Here is a 17,774-nt window from a genome sequence, read left to right on the forward strand (position 1 = left end):
AATACTGTCGATGTCGCTACCGCGACCGAGTCCAAGATGTGACGCAGCGAGAGGCTGTGTCGTCGCACTATGCGCTTACTTGGTTAGTGTATTCATTATTTCCACCGTCATCCTTCCAGCGCAGGCACAGAGCAGTCACGACTCGAGCGAAGCGGTGACAGTTTATCCTAGCCCCCTATGGGGAACGAGAGCTCTCGCCTCTGGATATCAATCGCAAGATCACCGAGCCCTCATGGATAGTCGATGCCCCAGTATTAGCGATTGCGTTCGACTACCCTTCAGGCGCGTGCGACGAACAGTGCCGGCGTCTCGTGTCGACAACGTTGGCAGAAAGTCTGAACTCATGGCGCCATCTTTGCCTGCGCTGCAATCCCGGCCTCTTTGCCGTCCTCGTGGACGATCGGTACGTCTATCTGGAAGAAACAATGTACAGGCCCCTATCGGATCACGAGAGGAGCTTGTCTAGCCGGCTCTTGGACGCTCACAAGGCTCTGATATCGCTCGACAACAGTCGCCCCGCCCCGAACGGTCAAATCATCGGCAGCTATGTGCGCATTGACCGGGGCAATCCTACCGTCTCCGATCTGTGTACGAGCAATCTTGGCGCCTTTCGATCGATGTGGCCAGGATTATTGCAATCGGCAGCATGCCCATCACCAAACGAGACAGACCGGAAACCTCCACACCTACAGGTAGCATTTACGCACGGAATGGTTTGTGGAACCGATGCAGATATCGCCTGCGGTACGCCCGGCTCCCGGATCGACCTTACGCTCTCGCGCGCATCATATGTCGTCAGGGAGGTGACCATTTCAAAGAAAGTGCCGATCGTCGTTCATGTTCTTGGCGACGTCGGTTCCCCTCAGCGATACGATCTAACTTCAGTACTTCTTCATGAGATTGGCCACTTCCTCGGCATTGATCACTTTAATCCCGCTCAACGGCCGGCGAGATTTCCGGCGGCACTGCTCGGGATATACAAAGACGACTTCTGCCTTTCTCCAACGGAGATAATGATGATGAACAGCCGCGCAGATGAAACTTGGCCCTATGCACTCAGAGTCCAGCATGGGCTGCGCAGGCGGAGGTAGCATGTCTGGCGCAATAAAACCAAAGTACTTGAATAGAATGACAGTGATCTATGTGAGCGTCATCGCTGTTGTGGGATTGATTGCGTATCTGCTGATTGAACAGAAGCCGGTCCAATTGCCTAAGCCGAACATCGACAATGCTCCAGAAAAAGCTCTCGATCTCGTCACGGACATGATCAAGCTGCTAGAGACACTGGCAACCGGGCTTTTCGCTGCTTGCATCTGGCTTTTGAGAAGGCCCTTGCGCGACGATCGCGAGTTCGTCGAGCGGGCTGTCTTGGTGCTGGCGACGATCACGGCGCTCGGCGTTTCAATGTATTTCGGATTCGTCGCCTTCGACGGATGTCTTCATTTGCTCTCAGCCAAGACCTTTGACGCTCAATTGGACCCGGTGTGGTGGCCTCAGACCTTACAGTACTATTGCTTCGTAGGAGGGGTCTTCTTGCTCGGTATGGCTTGTCTGCGGTCGTTGAATGTCTCGATCACAAAGGAATAGGCGTCATTGATGAAGATCGCATTGCTGGTAGCGCTCGCCATTATTATTCCGACTTCGGTTCATGCTGAAGATCGCGACTGCCGCAATCGGGCTCGTGGTGCAGCAACAGCAGCTGCAAGCAAGGTCGAGAGCAGTCAGAGCGTCAAAATACCTCTCTCTAGGTGGCGCTCAGTTATCGAAGAGATCGCGTCTGAGGTCTGCAAAGTGGCACCTGCGCGCGCAGGCCTGACCGCCGAGCAGATGGCCGCAGCGGCCGCGGACAAGTTTTTTTCGTCGGCGGTTCAGTTAGGAGCGGCTCCCGAAGTCCAATCAATCGTTGCCCATTTGGTTGATGGAACGGGCGGGCTTGCAAGATCGACGAGGACGGGCGTCGTTTCGGCGTCGTGCCCAAGCAGATCGAAAACTATTGATGTTGAGATTGGTGGATCGACGGTTGGTAAGTGCGGCAACCGTTTCCTTTTACTCGCAGGGCCCGCGATCATACGTTTCCTTCGATCGGGCAATGTCATCTGCCAGGGCAACATGCAAGTTGATCCTGAAAAGGAGCAGACGTGTGGGTGCGATGCTAGAGCGCTTTCATGTTGACTCTGTCGGCCGTGAACAAGGCTCTAAGCGATTGAGCGGGAGTCTGTTTTCGGGTTTTGGAGGCATTTGAGATTGCAGGGATTTGGGGCTTGAGGCTTCCAAACCCTGCAAATTGGTTTTGGATTTCCTTTTGCTGCGGGCCATGATTCTGTGGTGCATCGGAGAAGACGATGCGACCGAAGAAGCACAAGACCACGGGATCGAATGACCTGTTCCGGGCACGGCTGGATCAGATCATCAACATGAAGCACGAGCTGGCTCTGCTCGCCGCCAAGGTCGATTGGGACTGGATCGACGGCGAGATCGCTCCGCTCTACAGCGAGAACGGCCGGCCGGGCATCGAGACCCGCTTCATGACCCCGCCAGTAGCCTCGCCCACGCGTTGAGAGAGCCCGTCCCGTGCCAGACACCCCCAAGACCGAAACACCGCACTCGCGGCCCGCACTGCGGCTTGTCAGCGCGAAACAGGAGCCGCTGCGCTGCCCCGCCGCCGGCCGCGATGCCGAAAATGAGAAGATGCTTTGCTTCTACTTCAACCGGCGCGTGACCGACGACGAGATGCGGTGCCTTCACGCGGTCATGCGGCAGGCGGCGGCCTACTCGCCGTTCATCGACGGCCAGCCCGGCAAGCAAACGACCGAAGTCTCGGAACAGGCGGGCGGCGGCAGTGCTGCGGCGTTACCTGCCTATGCGCGAGATTGACGGTCGCTGAGAAAAATCCCGCCCTCAGGCCTCGTTCACGCGGTGCGAGCTGATCAACGGGTCAATTACGAGAGTATCGATTTGGCTCTGCCGAAGCACATCGACCATAGCGGTGGCGTTCTCTCCACCACCTGAGCTCGCCCCCGCGTTTCGGCCCGAGAATAACCTCCATATGCTGGCCGCCGTCCAGCCACAGCCGCCCACGGATAGCACAGGCCGTAGTGTTGCATGGCTGCGGCGATCCGGCGGTCGAGCTCGTCCATGGGATCTTCGCCGTTCCAGAGCGAACCCACACGCCATGCGTCAGGGTCGCGAAACAGTCGAGCATCCGTTCGGCACCATGGCCCGCATGGGAGCGACACACTTCCTGACCAAAACGCTCCCGAAAGTGGCGGCCGAAACGGCGCTCTACGGCGTCGCCCTCCAGGAGGTGCTTCGCAAATACGGCGCGAAATTTCTGGTGTGCGGCGGCACATTCGAGGCGGTGGAAGGCACGGCGCGCAGCCGCAGCATAGTGCTTGAGTGCAAGGATTATGTGACCGCGCTCGCCTGCTACCGGTCGCCCGAATATGCCAAGACGAAGGCATGCGCGCGGGCGCCGTAGACATCGACATCATCGTAATCGAAGGCGACGACGGACCGCAGCCGACGGACTGATCGCCTCTCCCGCGCGCCCTTTCGGCGTTGGCCCACGCCAAGGGGCGCCACCCATGGATCGAGCGCGCCCGTGCCAATCTCGTTGCCTCGTTTGCCAGCGGAGTCGCGAAGGATGAGGCGGCGGTACGGCCGGCAATCACTTCACCCTGGTCCAACGGACAAACTGAAGGTCAGATCACGCGCCTCAAGCTCGTCCGACGTCAAATGTACGAATGTACGGCCGCGGTAAAATAGATCTGCTTCAGGCTAGGCTAATCGGTGCAGAATAGTCGGCGCTGCACCACACTTAGCGTCAGAGCCAAATTTGCAAGCCGATTGACACCTTAGATCAGCTAGATAGTCATTTGGGGCGGCATCAAAACCGCGAGTTGAGCGAAGTCTTGCCCGTTCACGACGAGCTTTCGTCGAAACGTCAGTTTTCAATGAAGATCGCACTTCTGATTTATGGTCGAACCTGCCGTGAGAATAGCTGCGACACGAAGCCATTCGTACACCAACTCGGTTATACGGTGTTGGGTTTGCGACACCGGCGCCGACACGCTCGCTGGAGCGGCAGAACACGCCAGAGCCTGCCGGCAGCCGTTCTTCAAGGAAAATCAGAAGCCAAGCGCGCTTTGAATGCCGATGGCACGGCCGTTGCTATTGGAGGCGACGATAGTCAGCGAAGCCGCGACGCGCATTCAGACAGGATGGGAAAACCATGCTCACAGCGTCTCTAAAACGGACCCTGTACAGAGTACCGAGCGTGCGACAGCTACCGTACTCGCCCAATAGGGCGATCCATTGATCGGATGGGACGACGCTCAGGCAAAGCGCGCGCTAGCGAACTGGAGAGTTGAAATGACTGCAACCCTAACCGTATCGCCGCGGCGCCAAACGTCCGATGTAGACGCAATGATCGCTGACCTCCGGTCGTGTGAACACCCGCACGATGTGGAAGTGTGCGGGATGCTGTTGCACATTCTCCCTGGCGTTCTGTCGCCACGCCTGAGTCACGCTCCCGACGCCTTGATATCCAAGTGGCACATCCCATCTGGAGCGACAGTATTAGATCTAGGATGCGGATCAGGCGTGTTGGGGCTGGCGGCACTCCGCGCTGGGGCAGAACGCCTGGTGGCTCTCGACATTAATCCGCAAGCCGTTCTCACCACAAAGACAAACATCGAGCGGTTAGGTTATTCCGATCACGCAGAAGTGCGCCTCAGTGACATTTATTCTGCGCTACAGCCTAAAGAAAAGTGCGACGTTATTCTGTTTGCCGCCCCGTACTGGAACCGAAAAGCAAAGGACGACCTGGAGCGCTCTTGCTTTGACGAAGGTCACAGTGCCATGGCCGCAGCTCTGGGGGGAGCGCATAATTGGCTCAAGGCTGATAGCCTAATGTATGTCGTCTTTTCTGATCAGGGAGATATCGGGCGCGTCCTGAACGTGATCGATGACAGTAAGCTGCGCGTTAGAAACATGCATATTTTCCGACCATCGATTGAAGGGGGGCACATTCGTATCATCTGGGAGCTCACGGTTCGGTGAAGCCTCTTCTGCCGTCACTCAAGGGAGGCCGGTCGATCGGATTGAATGACCTCATGACAACCCGGCAGTTGTCCAACCGCCCCGAGATCAATCTCGATGATTCCAGCCCTTGCACGCTGCGCAGGCGGTGAAGACGCCAGTTGTGGTGCGCCGCTCGAGATCGGAGCCACTACAGGTGTGATCTCGACGGAAATAAGAGCAGGCGCAGCATCTCCGCCCAGTCGCCCCTGGCGCGCTTGTCGATGCCAGGTGAACAGCCGGCTATGAGCCACCCCGTGTCGGCGTGCCACCCCGCAGACCGTCTCGCCGGGCTGCAAGGTCTCTTCGACAAGGCGGACCTTCTCATCGTAACTCCATCGCCGCCGACGCTCACCTTCAGTCTTCGCATGTTCTGGTTCTCCCAGGAAGTCTATAAGGGCCGCACCACAAACCGATTTGACACATTCGAAGCGCTGTCACGCTTCCTCATCGAATGCGTCGGCAAGGAAAAGCCTTCGTGAGTCTAACACCGCAGATGAAGAAGCCGTTGAAGGCGGCAACTCGCCATGCGACATCGAAGCTGCCTTGAACAAGAAAGGCGGCGCCTGGAACGCCTCGACCATTGACGGTAGCCGCAAGCGCTTGAACGGCATCCTTCAGAATGAGCTGTACGCCGGGCGCATCATCGGGAACCGCCAAAGGTTCATCAAAGGCCCGGAGACCGGCAAGCGAATCAGCCGCGAAAACCCGCGCGAGCAGTGGATGACTGCTGAGGCAAAAGATCTGCACGCGCATGAAGGAAACCGGTCTCTGTGATAACCGGCGCACGGTGCCGCGCGAAGCGATGAAGCCACGGTTCTAAAGGGCATCAAGGCGATACTCGCGGTCTGCTGAGATCACGCGTCGATTTCTTCAAGCTCGGCGATACGCTTGTGCAGCGCGGCGACTTGGCGGCGCAGCTTCCATATCTCGTCGCCGGCCCAATAGGCGCCGCGCTGGGCGATTTCCTTGCGAAACGTCGTCCGCTTCCGCGATCTCGCGGCGGATGACGCTGTCAAAGGCTTCGATGATCAGGTCTCGCACGGGTTATTACCACCTTTTAGGAGCGTGCCGGGGCCATCAGATGCCGGCTTTTGCCGGCCGCATTGCTCAAATGCGTGGAGCGCTCTACGATCGTCAGTTACGCCTTCGGCAAACTGCCGGCGCGCAAGATGGCTTCGCATCTTGCTCGGACGCTTTGATGCTCGGTGTGCATGTGCATCGAGTAGATTTCCTCAAGCCCAAGGAAGACGTCTTCAACCGCTCCGGAGCCGCGTGCATTTTCGAGATCCTTTTCGACCCACGCCAAAATCTTCAACTCTTTGGCGCAAGCTCTGTCTGCCTTCTGCTTTGTTACCGCTTTCACTGTCGTTTTCTCCGTCGATCTTTCTGAGATCGAGATAGTCGTCCGGAGCCAGAAATAAGCAACGACAGGCGCTCCCTCGCGCCTTTAGGCTTGCGCCTCTGGACATACGCGCGAGGACTCCGGACTTTGGGAAAAACTGTTACGCCTGCCGTACGAGGTTTGCATCACGCTCCCGTGCTTTGCCTCTGATCCAATCGATTCTGGAACGTATCGGCCTTTCGGCTCTTCTTCCCGATATCAATGGACCGCGCCATATCCAAGCGCGATTCCTGTTGGATGAAACTCTTCCTCGTCGATCGTCGCCTCAAGCCGCAGCGCCTTCGGGTTTCTGTCGGCGATATTCGGCAAGGGCATTCCCTGATCGATCCACGCCTTCAACAATACCCGTATGGGCTTGCCATCGCATCCGGGCGCGGTCGCATCCAAGAGCGGCCCGAAGAGACTTGTATCAAGCGCGCGAAGTGGCTCTCCGTCCGCGATATCCAAGAGCCTCACCTTCAGAGTTTCCAGAAACTGGTGCGCAGCCACCGGAAAATCGGAGGCAGCTCTGATGTCCAAGAGGCGCCTGACGAGGTCGTTCCCATGGACCACGGCATCCGGGATGCGAATCTGATTGACCATATGATAGACCGACCGCACCATCCCCCACGCAAGCCAGTTATTGTATCGCTCAGCGACCGCGTTGGCCTTCTCCACCTTGTAATTAGACGCGGCTTTCGCGCCATTTGTGCCTCGATGCTTCCGGTCGATGGCATCAAGCCAGAGAAACACCCGCCGCGGCGATACCGTTTGGCGTATGTTCGTTATTCTCTCGGCGGCCAGTTGCTCAACGAACTTGAACTTTGTCAGGCACGCCTGGTCGAGCTTTTGTTCGTCAAGGGATTTCGGCCGCTGCTGGTCCTTCAGCTTGAAATAAGGCGCCTCGTCCTTGACCCAATCGTGCCACAGCTTGATTTCCGCTTCGGTAAAGACGCGGTACATGCCACCGCCAAACTCGAGGAGTTTGAAAAACCGGCTGCCATTGGGGTCACCAGGCACGACGTATCCGTGCTCAATCAGCGCATCAAGGAACACTTTTGGGCTGTTGAAGAACTGATTTATTGGAATGTTGCCGAGCTTCTTGCTGCCGTGATTGTACTGTCCGTAAGCCTTCTTTTCGCTGATCAGCTCGACGAGCTTCTCTTCCACGGAGCGCGGCCGTTTCAGCACATGGATGATTTGCTGCATCAGAATGGCAAAGGTTAGTGCATAGGCGACATACCCATCCCAAATGCGGGACCATTGCTCTTGCACAGCCTCATCGCCGCCATGCAGCAGCACATTGTGAAGGTAGAGCTTCACGGCACGAAGGATTTGCGCCGCGTGGCCGCCCTCGGCGTTGTCAATTGCGATATGCAGCCGATGGAATTGGGAGCTGAGGCCAACATTTTCCAAGATCGAGGCGGCCCGATGCAGTTCCAGAGCAGTCCACTCCAGCCACAGCGTCATTCCAATGAGCTCGGGATAGTAAAGGTTCGGAAACTCCGATATTCCGAGTTGGAACGTTGCGCTCTCGAAAGCCGCATCCAGGAATTGCGGGTCAAAAGCGAAGGCTGTGCTCGAAACGGACGGTGGATAGAAGCCAAAGGAATGGCAGAGGTCCCGGTAGACGTTGGCGTGATTCTGCGAAACGACCCCGTCTCCGAGCTCCTCGTTGAAGATCGAGAACAGTGTCGAATTGACCTCATCCATCGGTCCCATGCGATGGATGTTGCGCAACCAGGCGCCGTCGAGAAAGTTGAATGGCGTGAGTTGCTTGACCCGCTCGATCGCGTTTTCCCGGGAGAAAAAGTAGGGATTGTGCTCTTCGTTCGCGGCATTGTAAGGCCTGCCGTTCTCGGTGAGGCCAAACTCGACGCAGTCATCATAGATGTCCTTCATGCGCGCATCGAACACCTCCTCCGAATAGCGAAACGGCCGGATGTTGTTCATGAAATTGAACGCCGACGGCAGCTCTTGCACATCTCGGGCGGCCTGCAGAACGCTCTCGACATATTCTTGAGCCTTGCCCAAGCAGCCGCGATGGTCCTCCAGATTAAGCAGCGTATGGAACAGATAGCGTATGTCCATGCCCGCATAGGGCTTGCGTTCGGTTTCAACATGGACGTATTCGCCGCTCGCGCTCCTAATCCGGCGCACGAATCCAAGCTCGTGCCAATAGCGGACCATATCGTCGGCGCCGCGCCGGGCTGAGTCGCGCGGATCATCCTGCGCGGTTGCGGGATTTTGCCACGGCCGCCGCAACAGCGTACTGACGCCCAATCCGCGATCCCATTTGACGCGTCCTTCCAGACCCTCGCGAACGCTTTTGCCGCCCGGAGACCATTGTGAGTTCACCTCATCAAAAATGTCCTGTGCGATCACCTCATCCGGGCGCGCAGGTGGCCACCAGCTCTGCCGCCTGAGATACAATCCGGCATGCCACGGCAGGCTCAAATTCGATGTGAGATCTCCCGCCTTGATGCGATTGCTGTCGATGCGGAATGCATCAACGTAGGTGGCGGGATCCTTGATGATTGAGCTGACCTCGCCCCCCGGTGCGAACGGGCCGCCTATGGCCTGATCCAGGACAGCGCGCTGCAACGCGTTCACGTCCTCGTCGGGCGTCCTGGTTGCATGCGGCTCCGGCGGCTGGTGCTGCGGGTCACCGGCAAACTCGCCTTGTTTCCATTTTTCCAGCGTCCGGTATTGGCTCGGCAGAAGCGAAAACCACGTTTCGGGGACGCCGCTTTGTCCTGGGCCGCCATCGCCGTACAGAGGCGGCATAAATCGTGCTGACGCCTGCTTGGTGGCGGTACCGCTTGTCGCCGTCGGGTTGCGCAGCAGCGCGAAAATGCGTGCGCGATCGGCGGCTGACGTGCTCTGCGCGAAGGAGAATTTATGGCCTCGCCGCGCATCATTGTTCACCCAGCTGATATCATCCATTCGGGAGAGTAGAGGCTGAATATCCCGCCAATAGTCGACATCCGTCCGATCCTTCAGCCACTCCGCGTTGATGGCGACCTCACGTATCACATCGTACAAGGTGACGAGCGCATCGATTGATGGCGCAAAATTGGGGGGGGCCTACGACAACCCATGCGGCATCCCTGGGATCGGAGACCTCGATCCGTCGCCCATCGGGCAGGGTGACCGTGGCAGTGACCGGCCCATCCGAAACATCGTCGTACCAATAATCATTGTTAGCCCAGTAGTCGGCACTGTTTGGATCAGCGCCAATGGGATTGTCCGGAATTGTCGAGGCCGCATGCCCCAAACCGCCGAGTACCAGGAGCCGGCCGGTTTCGTCGATTTGAAGCTCGCCGAGATTGACCTCGAAGCCGAGAAACTTGCCGGTATCAAACCGCGAACTGGCTGGTTTGCCGGATGACGCGATGGTCCGAACATTCGGATCGATGATCAACTCGGAACGTTCGTTGGGGTCGCGTGTATCAGGATAGTGATGGGACGCCCCGTTCCCATTGCGCAGTTTCGCATTTGGAGTCCTGGGCAGACCATCTTGAACGCGATAACAGGCGCCCTTCTTGTTGACCAGATGGACGCCCCACTCGACCTCGACAGCGGAACGGTCGTTTTCGGTCGGCCGCAAGGGCAATTCGCCGAGGTTAATTCCGTCCTTGTCGTAGCCATAAAGCTTGAACCTCGCGGCTTGCCGCTTTACCCGACCGCTTGCATCCTTATAGCCGCCGGTCGGAGCATCCTTGGAAGCTTCCAGGCTCTCCGGAGCCAGGTAATAGCCCTCGGTACTGTTGCCAACGCGCGCGATGCCGATCCCTGGGTGGATCTTGCAGCTGTGAACCTTGGCGAACGGGTAACCAGCACTCGTAGTCCTTGCCATATTCCAGCTCCTAAACGGAATCGAACGCCTCGACGCCTGGCGCCGGCGAGGCGTAGTTCGTGCGGATCTCCACGATCGCGCACTGGCCCTGTTTGTTGCGCTCGAGCGCGGCCGCTATTTGTCGACTGATTTGACCGGTGCCATCGACCGGAAAATGGGCAACGCCCGGCCCGTGTGACGCAAGGTTGCTGGTGAAGGCGAACCGCTTTGTCGCAAAGCCACGCTTCCGCCACTGGTACTCCAGCCAACCAAACCCCTCATTGTTGAGCACGACGTAAGTGACGGGTAGCGCATAGTCGACGGCGGTGGAGAGGTCCGACCGGCCGATGTTGAATGCGCCGTCGCCAACAAGGGCAATGACGGGCCGATCGGGCTTCGCCGCTTTGGCGCCGATCGCGGCGGCAACACCGAAGCCAAGACTGGCTTGTTCGCTGGGAACGATCGATTGCTGCTCGGGACCCAGGGTGAAGTACGGATAGAAGTAGGACCACATGTCCAGCAGGCCGTTCTCCTGGACCAGTATGGCATCGCTCGGCAGCGACTTCTCAAGTTGCTCGATGACTGCCGCCATCTGAAGGTCATTCGATTGCCTGGCGTGCTCAACGCCAAGCTGACGAGCCTGAAACGCGAGAGCTTTGCGCTCACGAATGAGCTCCGACCATCCCGGCTTGCGCTCAAAGCCGTAGCCGTGAAAAAGGGCATTGGCGATACCGGCGCAGGAGCTGACAATCGCGGGGCCGGAATAGACGCTCGAGATTTCCTCGCTGACGACGTTGATCTGGAGCACTTTGCCGCGAAGGCGCTCGGCGTCCATCAAGAGGGTGGCGGTCTCTTCCAGCCGGCTGCCAAAGGACACCACGCCGTCACATTGCTCCCAAAGCACGCGCAGCGGCTCGGCTGTATAGAGACCGGCCAGGCCGCAGAATAACGGATCTCGCTCGTTGATCGCGCCGCGTCCTGATGCGGTTGTGAACACGGCGGCATCAACTCTGCTTGCCAGCTCGCCATAGGATGCGGCCCTGCGACCGTCGACGGAGCCGCCACCAAGCAGGAAGAGCGGTCGCTCCAATCTGTTGATGAATGCGCCGACCTCCGCTGTCGCAGATGCCGAGATGTTGGGATGATGCGGGCCGCGCGCATCATAGTGAAGCTGGGTCGGCACGCTCTCGGCAAGATCTTCCGGTATCTCGATATAGACCGGCCCGGGGCAATCATTCGTGGCCACGAATGCCGCGCGTTGGATCGCCCAAGGCAGGCGGTCCGCATGCTCGACCCTGAAGGCCCATTTCACCAGCGGCCGGATGACCGCAACCTGGTCGAGTTCCTGAAAGGCCCGCGCGCCAAGGCGATTGCGCGCCGTGCCTACGGCGACCACCACGACTGGCGCGCAAGAGGCGCGGCTCTCCAGCACCCCCGTCAGGGTATTGGTGACGGCAGGTCCCTTGCCAACGATACAGAAGCTGAGCTTGCGTGCGGCCAGGGCGTAGCCGGTTGCCATGAACATCGCGTTGCGTTGATCCTTGGCCACCACGAAATTGACCTGACCTCCCTCGAGCGCTTGCAATATGCTGAGGTCGTCACCCGGTATGCCAAATACCGTGCTCGCACCGGCGGATTCGATAAACCGGGCGACATCACTCCACGCCGAGACCGACGCACTCATGACCGGCTGCCCTTCATGCGGGCGATCGTGCGCGACAGCAGAATAGGCTCGATTCGCAGATCGCCATTGCACCAAGCGTAGTTCGCCATCCGGCCATAACCGCCGAACGGCGAATTGCCATCCTCGATGTCGAACAGCGTGCAGTCCACAGAAACCATGTGCCGTTTGCGGAGAAATTCCTCGATCTCCGGCACGGCATAGACGCTCGCACCAAGCGCCCGCTCGGTATACAGATCCAGCGACAACTCGCGAACCAACTCTTCAACTGAAGCGTAGCTGATGACGTTGAAGATCGGTCCGAAGAATTCAACGATGTCGGCTCGGTCACGGAGAGAGCTGAATATAACGGTCGGCTCGACGTGGCGTGTGGAATACCGAACCGCACCACCGTGGACAATGCGCTGCTCGTTCTCCAACAAATACTTCGATATTTCGTCGACCGCGGAGCCGTAGAACAGGGGCCCATAGTCGGCATCGGGATGTTTTCGAGATCCGAATGTCAGCTTGCCGAGCTCCGCCTGCAGCTTCGAGAGAAATGCCTCGCCATGGCTTTCCGGAACAAAGATTGCATCGGGGCCCATGCAGTCCTGCCCGGAATTGAACAGGCGAACCTGAATGAGGTCGCGCACGGCTTTGTCGAGATCAGCGGATGGGCCCACGATAAACGGGTTCACGCCCTGGCCGAAGAAGATGAACAATTGCTTCTTTGACAGACTCTTGCGGAGCTTGTCCGCATTTCCGAATGTCCCGGTAAAGACGACAACGTCGGCTTCTCGCGCGACTTGATCGACAAAGGTTTTCTGCTCGCAGGTAAGAACCTCTATCGGCAGCCGGTGCTGCGGGCTCAGCAGTTCATGCAGGCGCTCCATAGGTCCTTTCACATAGCTCGACGGCCGCAGGGAGATCTTGCGAATGTAGAGCGACGGAATGACCGCGTAGAGGATGTAGGAATAGAGCAGAACGTTGGACGGCATGAAGGCGGCCAGATGATCAAGCACTACCGGTTGGTTGCGCAGGACCTCGTCGACGGCGCCGGCAAGCGCCCGTTCGGACGCCTGGATCTCAGCCTCTGCCGCCTGAAAGGTGGCCGCCTCAGTGAGGACCTCCAAAATTGCCCTTCGTTCGGAGCGAAGGTAATCCCGGAGCCGGCTTATGGCATCCAGCCGTTCGGTGTCGGGAAGCGGAAGCTCGGTCGCCAGATCGCCGGCAGCCGGAAAGGCGTCGTTCAGACGGTTCATGGGTCATTCCTTTCTTCTTTCAGGAGAGGAAATTGGGACAGTCGCTGCTGCTAAGCAGCTTCCCGTGGAAGGGTGCGGAACGCTCTGAGCGGCGCGGCGCGGGAACTGCAACACGCTGTTCGACCTGGGACGCACAAGACCGCGCCGCTTGTGTCCTGCGCCGCCGTCGACAGACTCAGTCGCTGAACCCGCGGCGGCATCGCCTGCCGCTCTGCAGGTCGGATCTCGAGCAGATCATCGCGCATCGAACACTTCCTGACGCTCGCTATCCAACTTCAAACAGATGCGGCCCAATAGATAGACCGGTCAGTATAGTCTCTTTGCGATGATGCTCACTGTCAAGGCAGGACGTGCAATCTGAAACGGCACAACCCAGATCACTACGAGATGGATCGGTGCCGCCCGGACATCGGGTATCAGATGCGGGTGAACAAAAATCTTCCATGTTCGTCGACAGAAAGAGCGGAGATTGCATCGCGACTGCTCAACGAGAAGGATTAGAGCATTCCTCTCGCGCCAGCGCAGCCTGCCCTGCGTTCGGACGTGATGCGCTCAAGAGGAAGTCATGAAGCTCATCACAAAAACGTATCCCCACAGAGAAGCGCTGTGACTAGTCAGTCATTGCCCGCTCGGTATCGAGGACAATTGAAATGTTACCCCGCACTGACGCGACTGGCCGCGCGATCGTGGTGGATGAATCTCATGACCGCGATCGGATTCGATCGGGGCGCAGCGGAACGCCAGCAAGCGCAGCGCAGAGAGCCAAAGACTGCGCGCCCTTATTGCTGTCTGGGGTCGGTGGAAAGTAAAGCTCCATGCGAGACAATCGATCCCGAGCAAATCGAGATCGTTGTCAGATGCCGGGCACGAAAAATGTTCCGAGGAAAGGTCGAGGTGCAGCGTGCGCGTTCTCGCTATGATTTCCTGGTGAGAAGACTGAAGCAGAACGCGCTGAGCGCGGTTGCGGTCAGATTGAAATAAGTCGCGGTGCCAAGCGCGTGTCCAAAAAGGTCCGCCTTTCCAGCTACCGCTGCTTGCGCGCCTTGCAATTCACCGAAGAAGATCACGCCAACGATCGCGACACCGAATGCAGCGCCCAGTGTTTGCATCGTGCCGACCATGCCGGAGGCGAGGCCGGCCTGCGCTTCAGGGACGGTGGAGAGATTGGCGTTCAGCGCAAGAGGAATCGTCAATCCCTGTCCAAATCCGTTGAAAATCAACGATGTCACCAGAAGTGGTACGCTGGTCGGCGCGTTGAAGGCGACCAACACCGAGAGCGCAAGTCCCAAAAAGAAGATGCTTATGCCGAGAAGCAGGGATCTTTGACCCACACCACGAATGATGCGGGGGCTGAGGCGCGCGGCTGTAATGAACGCGAGCGCGGTCGGTGCAAATATCAGCCCTGCGATCAGCGGGGTATAACCAAGGCCCGTTTGGAGCAGCAGCGTCAGAGACAGAAAGAATGAACTTATCGAGGCAAAGAACAGAAATACGCCAATGACTCCCGCCAGGAGGCGGCGACTGGACAGCATTGTGATATCGAAGATGGGAACGCGGTCTTGGCGTACCAGTGAAGCTTCGAAACGTCCAAAGTAATAGAAGATCGGCAACGAGCTGAGAGGAAGGACGACGGACCACCAGGGCCAACCATGATCTTGCCCCTCAAGAAACGGCACGAACAGCACCAGCAGGGCCAAGGCCAGAATGACTGCACCCTTGACGTCCAGTTGCGCTGGGATCGGAGCTTTCGTTTCGATGATCCAAAGGTATCCGAGCAGTATGGTCGCGAGACCAACCGGTAGATTGATCAGGAAAACGAGCCGCCAGCCAAGGCCGAAGAGATCGTAGGTGACCAACAAGCCACCGCCCACTTGCGCGATCGGCGATGCCAGGCCCTGAACAATGCCCATAATGCTGAAGGCTTTCGGGCGAGCTTCACCTTCGAACAGCACGCGGATGGTCGCCAGGACTTGAGGCATCAGGAGTGCGGCGCCAATGCCTTGAAGCGCCCTGGACGCAATAAGGAAGGCGGATGACGGCGCCAGACCGCACATGCCAGATGCAAGCGTGAAGACGCCCATGCCAATGAGAAAGATTCTCTTTCGTCCGTACAGGTCGCCCAGACGGGCGCAATTCATAAGAAAGACACCGTAAGCCGCGCTGTAGGCGACCATAATGAGCTGCAAGTCGCCCGGACTCGCGTGAAGGTCACGCCGGATACGCTCCAAGGCGATGTTGACGATGAATAGATCAAGGGTCGTCATAAAGATTCCGCACACGAGGACGGATAGCGAATACCATCGGTCTCGCTCGGGTCTGGAGCGGGCCGCGGTCGACGCAATCGCGTCAGCAAGTGCGTGCGTTGGATCGGTAGCGGGAGACGAAGTGAGTTTCATGGCTTTCCTCTCTTTAAACGCCTCGATCGTGTCCGAAGGGGGATTGGCTCAACGAGAATCCAGGCAAGCCCTTCCAGCATCAGCCGCATAGCGACCGACACGCCCCCGCGCCTCTCCTCAACCGCACCTAAACGGCCCTCTGCGAGCAACGTATCGTCCCGCCTGTGCTGACCCATTCATCTCGGCAAGTGATTGTTGCCCGATAGGCCGAGATTGACCACTGGCGCAGATGCCGATTATCGTGAAGATCGTGTCAACCAGACTTGCGGACAGAGCGGATATGAGCGCCCCAAAGATCGCCATTTTGACCTACGACGGGGTCAATGCATTCGAGCTCGGAATTGCAATGGAGGTGTTCGGTTTATCCAACATGGGCCCGAACTGGTACGACGTGGTCGTCTGTAGCGACAAGAAGCACAGCGCAAGGTCGAGTTCGTGCGGCGTGCAAATCGTCACGAATAGAGGGTTGGACGCCCTGGACAAGGCCACAACAGTGATCGTGCCGGGTTGGCAGGATATTGACGCATTGCCGCCGAAGATCCTGCTCGACAGGCTGGAAGCCGCGCATGCGCGTGGCGCGCGGATCGCGACCATTTGCGCCGGTGTATTCGTGCTGGCTGCGACCGGCTTGCTGTCTGGACGGCGCGCGGCGGTGCATTGGGCTCAGGCAGAGGCGCTTGCCCAGAAATATCCCGATATTCTGGTGGATTCGAGCGTCCTGTATGTCGACGACAACGATATCTTGAGCTCAGCGGGCCGGGCCGCGGGCCTGGATCTGTGCATCCACATCGTTGAACGCGATTTTGGCGCCCGCGTTGCGAATGAAGTCGCACGCCGGCTGGTCGTCCCCGCGCGCCGGGAGGGTGGACAAGCGCAATATATTCCAAGAAAGGTGCTGCCTGTGCGCAATGCGATGGGGGGGCTGCTCGTCTGGATCAGGCAAAACCTCGACGAAGACTTGGCCATTGAGAAGCTTGCCGAGCGCGTACGCATGTCTCGGCGAACCTTCATTCGGAGGTTTATCGAAGCGACGGGGACCTCGCCCGGAGAATGGATTACGCAGGAACGCATGACACATGCGAGGATGCTCCTGGAAGATACGAGGACGCCGGTCGAGCAGGTCGCGGCGATGTCCGGGTTTGGCTCGGTCGACACGCTGCGTCATCATTTTCGCGCTCACCTGGCGACAAGTCCCGTGCGATACCGGACCTGTTTCCGGAAAGCTGTCCCGGAGAAACGCCGCAGACATTGACGTTGGCGACGAGGCACTGGCCACGACGACCAGGCCTCGCTATCCGCCGGGCGCCCCTGGCGGTATCACCAACAGTACATAAATGACCGACATCGCCGCCGCACGACCCTCGGCAACTTGCAACCAAGCGACCTCGTCCGGAGGGCTGAAGGCGCCAATCGAAACCGTCGCAAAGGGGAGGCTTGCCCGAGCTCAAGAGCGAACGAAAGAATCAATGCAATTGCGCCGCGCGCTATAGCCTTTATGAATTCTTTGCTCTAACCTCGTTGCCGGCAACCAATCCCATCTTCTCGAATGCAATCAAAGAGAGAAAAAATTCTTGAAACGGCGATCCGGCTGTTTGAGCTGGAGGGCATCCAAGCCGTGGGCATTGAACGGATCATCGCCGAATCCGGCGTCACCAAGATGACGATGTACAATCAATTTGGATCAAAGGAAGCTTTGATCGTCGAGGCGCTCGAGGAGTGCGGCCGCCGCTCGTTGCAATCTCTGAAAGCCTTCGTTGCCAGAAGCCGATCTCCGCGCGGCAAGATCAAGGCCATATTCCGCTGGCACGACGCCTGGTTCCATCGCGCCAACTTCGAAGGCTGCGTTTTCAACAACGTCGCCGGCGAGGTTCACGACAAGAAATCGGAAGTCCGTCGCGTCGTACTCCGTTACAAGCGTGCCATGGAAAGCTATATCGCCTCCTTGTTGACCGAAGCGGGGGTCACCTCGCATGAGAAGCTGGCCGCGCAGATCATGCTTCTAATTGAAGGGGCCACGGTGATGGCCTATGTTGGCGGCAAACCTGATTCCGCCATCAAGGCATGGGCGGCATTCGAGCCGTTTCTCACCCCGCATACGATGTTCCAACCTGCATAAGATGGTAGACGGAAGGCCGGATCACGCTTTCTCCCGGTA

Annotated in this window: 17 protein-coding genes and 2 pseudogenes; 11 read left to right on the top strand and 8 right to left on the bottom strand. The window is 58.2% G+C overall.

Features of this window, described 5'->3' with window-relative positions:
• Positions 1 to 1,128: 1,128 nt before the first annotated feature.
• From FNJ47_RS21215 to FNJ47_RS21245, 7 genes and pseudogenes are all read left to right on the top strand, one after another.
• Positions 1,129 to 1,587 carry a hypothetical protein gene (locus FNJ47_RS21215; protein WP_163156518.1) on the top strand — a complete coding sequence of 153 codons (459 nt, stop codon included), beginning with the start codon at positions 1,129 to 1,131 and terminating at the stop codon, positions 1,585 to 1,587.
• 9 nt (positions 1,588 to 1,596) lie between these two features.
• Positions 1,597 to 2,172: a hypothetical protein gene (locus tag FNJ47_RS21220; RefSeq protein ID WP_163156519.1), complete on the top strand. Its 576-nt coding sequence runs from the start codon at positions 1,597 to 1,599 to the stop codon at positions 2,170 to 2,172.
• A 170-nt stretch (positions 2,173 to 2,342) separates the two neighbouring features.
• Positions 2,343 to 2,528: pseudogene (locus FNJ47_RS21225) on the top strand (transposase); the annotation flags it as partial.
• Positions 2,529 to 2,571: 43 nt separating this feature from the next.
• Positions 2,572 to 2,874: a hypothetical protein gene (locus FNJ47_RS21230; protein ID WP_163156521.1), complete on the top strand. Its 303-nt coding sequence runs from the start codon at positions 2,572 to 2,574 to the stop codon at positions 2,872 to 2,874.
• Positions 2,875 to 3,304: 430 nt separating this feature from the next.
• Positions 3,305 to 3,478, top strand: coding sequence for a DUF1330 domain-containing protein (locus FNJ47_RS51465; RefSeq protein WP_347341697.1), 174 nt, complete (start codon positions 3,305 to 3,307; stop codon positions 3,476 to 3,478).
• A 107-nt stretch (positions 3,479 to 3,585) separates the two neighbouring features.
• A pseudogene (locus tag FNJ47_RS21240) lies at positions 3,586 to 3,800 on the top strand (ISL3 family transposase); the annotation flags it as partial.
• A gap of 571 nt (positions 3,801 to 4,371) precedes the next feature.
• The gene (locus FNJ47_RS21245) at positions 4,372 to 5,061 is read left to right on the top strand and encodes a 50S ribosomal protein L11 methyltransferase (RefSeq protein ID WP_163156523.1); all 690 of its coding nucleotides are present in this window, start codon (positions 4,372 to 4,374) and stop codon (positions 5,059 to 5,061) included.
• Positions 5,062 to 5,075: 14 nt separating this feature from the next.
• Here the strand turns inward: FNJ47_RS21245 and FNJ47_RS54750 are convergent, their stop codons facing one another.
• A complete protein-coding gene (locus FNJ47_RS54750; protein ID WP_430649402.1) occupies positions 5,076 to 5,378 on the bottom strand; it encodes a transposase in 303 nt (100 codons plus the stop codon).
• On the opposite strand from FNJ47_RS54750, the gene FNJ47_RS51470 reads away from it, so the two are divergent.
• Both FNJ47_RS51470 and FNJ47_RS21255 read left to right on the top strand, forming a co-directional pair.
• A complete protein-coding gene (locus tag FNJ47_RS51470; protein WP_236000030.1) occupies positions 5,325 to 5,561 on the top strand; it encodes a hypothetical protein in 237 nt (78 codons plus the stop codon). The two genes, FNJ47_RS54750 and FNJ47_RS51470, sit on opposite strands and share 54 nt — an antisense overlap.
• A 64-nt stretch (positions 5,562 to 5,625) precedes the next feature.
• On the top strand, positions 5,626 to 5,856 hold the full coding sequence (locus tag FNJ47_RS21255) for a recombinase family protein (RefSeq protein ID WP_163156525.1): 231 nt from the start codon (positions 5,626 to 5,628) through the stop codon (positions 5,854 to 5,856).
• An 80-nt stretch (positions 5,857 to 5,936) separates the two neighbouring features.
• Here the strand turns inward: FNJ47_RS21255 and FNJ47_RS21260 are convergent, their stop codons facing one another.
• The 7 genes from FNJ47_RS21260 to FNJ47_RS21290 form a co-directional block, all read right to left on the bottom strand.
• Complete coding sequence (locus tag FNJ47_RS21260; protein WP_165445787.1) at positions 5,937 to 6,098, bottom strand: hypothetical protein; 162 nt, start codon at positions 6,096 to 6,098, stop codon at positions 5,937 to 5,939.
• 122 nt (positions 6,099 to 6,220) lie between these two features.
• On the bottom strand, positions 6,221 to 6,445 hold the full coding sequence (locus FNJ47_RS21265) for a hypothetical protein (RefSeq protein ID WP_163156526.1): 225 nt from the start codon (positions 6,443 to 6,445) through the stop codon (positions 6,221 to 6,223).
• Positions 6,446 to 6,682: 237 nt separating this feature from the next.
• Entirely contained in the window at positions 6,683 to 9,499 is a 2,817-nt protein-coding gene (locus tag FNJ47_RS21270; protein ID WP_347341698.1) for a LodA/GoxA family CTQ-dependent oxidase, read from the bottom strand.
• On the bottom strand, positions 9,489 to 10,322 hold the full coding sequence (locus tag FNJ47_RS21275; RefSeq protein WP_163156530.1) for a LodA/GoxA family CTQ-dependent oxidase: 834 nt from the start codon (positions 10,320 to 10,322) through the stop codon (positions 9,489 to 9,491). Before FNJ47_RS21275 ends, FNJ47_RS21270 begins: the two co-directional genes overlap by 11 nt.
• 10 nt (positions 10,323 to 10,332) lie before the next feature.
• A complete protein-coding gene (locus FNJ47_RS21280; RefSeq protein ID WP_163156532.1) occupies positions 10,333 to 11,985 on the bottom strand; it encodes a thiamine pyrophosphate-binding protein in 1,653 nt (550 codons plus the stop codon).
• Positions 11,982 to 13,223, bottom strand: coding sequence for an aldehyde dehydrogenase family protein (locus FNJ47_RS21285; RefSeq protein ID WP_163156534.1), 1,242 nt, complete (start codon positions 13,221 to 13,223; stop codon positions 11,982 to 11,984). Before FNJ47_RS21285 ends, FNJ47_RS21280 begins: the two co-directional genes overlap by 4 nt.
• Positions 13,224 to 14,137: 914 nt before the next feature.
• Positions 14,138 to 15,619, bottom strand: a complete 1,482-nt coding sequence (locus FNJ47_RS21290) for an MFS transporter (protein WP_163156536.1) — start codon at positions 15,617 to 15,619, stop codon at positions 14,138 to 14,140.
• A gap of 280 nt (positions 15,620 to 15,899) precedes the next feature.
• On the opposite strand from FNJ47_RS21290, the gene FNJ47_RS21295 reads away from it, so the two are divergent.
• A complete protein-coding gene (locus tag FNJ47_RS21295; protein ID WP_163156538.1) occupies positions 15,900 to 16,871 on the top strand; it encodes a helix-turn-helix domain-containing protein in 972 nt (323 codons plus the stop codon).
• Positions 16,872 to 17,165: 294 nt separating this feature from the next.
• A complete protein-coding gene (locus FNJ47_RS21300) occupies positions 17,166 to 17,735 on the top strand; it encodes a TetR/AcrR family transcriptional regulator (RefSeq protein ID WP_163156540.1) in 570 nt (189 codons plus the stop codon).
• Positions 17,736 to 17,774: the final 39 nt, after the last annotated feature.

Source organism: Bradyrhizobium uaiense (assembly GCF_010811875.1).
Taxonomy (GTDB): domain Bacteria; phylum Pseudomonadota; class Alphaproteobacteria; order Rhizobiales; family Xanthobacteraceae; genus Bradyrhizobium; species Bradyrhizobium uaiense.